The following is a 2,362-nucleotide window of genomic DNA, read 5'->3' as shown; positions in this document are numbered from 1 at the left end:
GACTGGGCGCTGGCGGGTCACGGCATCATGCTGAAATCCTGCGCCGACATTTCGGACGATCTCGACAGCGGCCACCTCGAGCGCGTCCTTCCCGAATGGCAGAGCGAACCCGCGCCGATCTACGCGCTCACCCTCTCCGGCCGCCACCGCGCGACAAAAGTCCGCACCTTCCTCGACGCCGCGAAAGCGCGCCTCTCATTTGCCTCCGCGATTCGCAGCCGCCCCCGGGGATAAGATTTTTTCAGAAAAACTTATCTCCGCGCCGGATTCGCCGGATGTTAAACACGCCGCATTTTTGCGAGGGGGTCGGAAAGAGGCTCGATATTCATTTATGACAGTTTTATGACAGTTCGATGACAGAGGGGGGGTCCGCTGTCGTTTTCGCTGTCAAAATCGCTGTCACAAACGCCCGTTCCGCCCTCAACCGACCTTGTCGAGCACCCGTTTGAAGCGCGCAAAAATATCGTCGATCTCGTCCGCCGAAACGATCAGCGGCGGCGAGAAGGCGATGCTGTCGCCCGACACCCTGACCATCATGTTCTCGTCGTGAAACGCAAGGCGCATCGCATCGAAGCCGCGCTTGCCGGGCAGTCCGTCGACGGCTGCGAGATCGACGGCGGCGACGAGCCCGATGGTGCGTACATCGAGCACCAGCGGATGGCCTTTCAATGTCATCGACGCTTCAGCGATATGCGGTTCGAGTTTCTTCGCCCGCTCGAACAAACCTTCGTCGCGGTAAAGATCGAGCGTCGCCAGCGCGGCGGCCGCGGCAAGCGGATGACCCGAATAGGTATAGCCGTGAAAGAGATCGATCGCGTGGTCGGGTCCGGTCTGGAACGCTTCATAGATGCGGTTATGCACCACCGCACCGCCCATCGGCACCGTGCCCGAGGTGATGCCTTTCGCAAACGTCATGATGTCGGGCGCAACGCCGAAACGTTCGGCCGCCGTCGCGTGGCCGAGCCGTCCGAAGCCGGTGATGACCTCGTCGAAAATCAAAAGAATGCCGTGTTTATCGCATATTTCGCGCAATCGCTTCAGGTATCCCTTCGGCGGCGGCAGCACGCCGGTCGAGCCCGCCATCGGCTCGACAATGACCGCGGCAATCGTCGAGGCGTCATGCAACTCGACCAGCCGCTGCAACTCGTCGGCCAGATGCGCGCCCCATTCCGGTTCGCCCACCGTGAAGGCCTGTTCGGCGCGATTATAGGTATGCGGAAGATGGTCGACGCCGGCCAGCAGCGGCCCGTAGAACTTGCGGTTGGCGACCATGCCGCCGACCGAAATGCCCCCGAAGCCGACGCCGTGATAGCCGCGTTCGCGGCCGATCAGTCGCGTGCGCGTGCCATCGCCATTGGCGCGGTGATAGGCGATCGCGATTTTCAGCGTCGTGTCGGCCGCCTCCGATCCCGAATTGCAGAAGAACACATGGTCGAGATCTTTCGGCGCCAGCGCCGCGATCCGGCTCGCCAGTTCGAAGACCTTGGGATGCGCGAACTGGAAGGACGGCGCGAAGTCGAGCTCGCCGGCCTGCTCCTGGATCGCCTTGACGATCGGCGCCCGGCAATGCCCGGCATTGGAACACCATAAGCCCGCCGTCGCGTCCAGCACCGCCGTCCCGTCCGGCTTGTAATAATGCATGTCCTTCGCCCGCGCGATCAGCCTCGGTTCGCGCTTGAACTGACGGTTCGGCGTAAACGGCAGCCAGAAAGCTTCAAGATCATTCGGTGTCAGGGTATTCATCGGTCGGGACTCCGCTGCGCGTCGCGTGATCGGCGTTGCGCGATTGCAATATTGCACGATTCAAAATCCGCCGCCGTTCGAAAGCAAGCGGCGTTTGGCGTGACTCTTCGAAAGCCGTTGAGTATCTTAAACGAATGACAGGAGACTTCCGCCGCGCCCACAGCTCCGCGCCCCCGGTCGAGACCGGCGAGGGCGAACAGAAAGGCCCCGATGTCGGCGCGCGCCTGCGCGAGCTGCGCAAGATGCACGGGCTGTCGCAGCGTGAGCTGGCCAAGCGCGCCGGCGTCACCAACGGCACCATTTCGCTGATCGAGAAGAACAGCATCAGCCCCTCCGTCGGATCGCTGAAAAAGGTGCTGGGCGGCTTCCCAATCTCGATCGCCGATTTCCTGACCCTGGAGTTGAAGCCGCGCAAGAAGGTCTTCTATCAGGCGAAGGAGCTGCGCGAGATCGCGAGCGGCGAGGTCAGCTTTCGTCTGGTCGGCCGCGACACGCGCGGCCGGGCCATCCAGATGATGCATGAGCGCTATGCGCCGGGTGCCGACACGGGCACGGAAATGCTCTCCCACACCGGCGAGGAATGCGGCATCGTCGTTGCCGGCGTGCTGGAACTGACGGT

3 protein-coding genes are annotated in these 2,362 nt (G+C 62.6%); 2 read left to right on the top strand and 1 reads right to left on the bottom strand.

Annotated elements, in window-relative coordinates; genetic code table 11:
• The coding region (locus WEB61_RS10290) for a LysR substrate-binding domain-containing protein (RefSeq protein WP_368064250.1) at positions 1-234 on the top strand (234 nt) is incomplete at its 5' end.
• A 186-nt stretch (positions 235-420) separates the two neighbouring features.
• Here WEB61_RS10290 and WEB61_RS10285 read toward each other — a convergent pair.
• Positions 421-1,743 carry an aspartate aminotransferase family protein gene (locus WEB61_RS10285; protein ID WP_368064249.1) on the bottom strand — a complete coding sequence of 441 codons (1,323 nt, stop codon included), beginning with the start codon at positions 1,741-1,743 and terminating at the stop codon, positions 421-423.
• Positions 1,744-1,877: 134 nt separating this feature from the next.
• Between WEB61_RS10285 and WEB61_RS10280 the strand changes: the two genes are divergently transcribed.
• The coding region (locus tag WEB61_RS10280) for a helix-turn-helix domain-containing protein (RefSeq protein WP_368064248.1) at positions 1,878-2,362 on the top strand (485 nt) is incomplete at its 3' end.

Source organism: Parvibaculum sp., assembly GCF_040882025.1.
Lineage (GTDB): Bacteria > Pseudomonadota > Alphaproteobacteria > Parvibaculales > Parvibaculaceae > Parvibaculum.
This window is presented reverse-complemented; position numbering and strand designations above follow the sequence as displayed.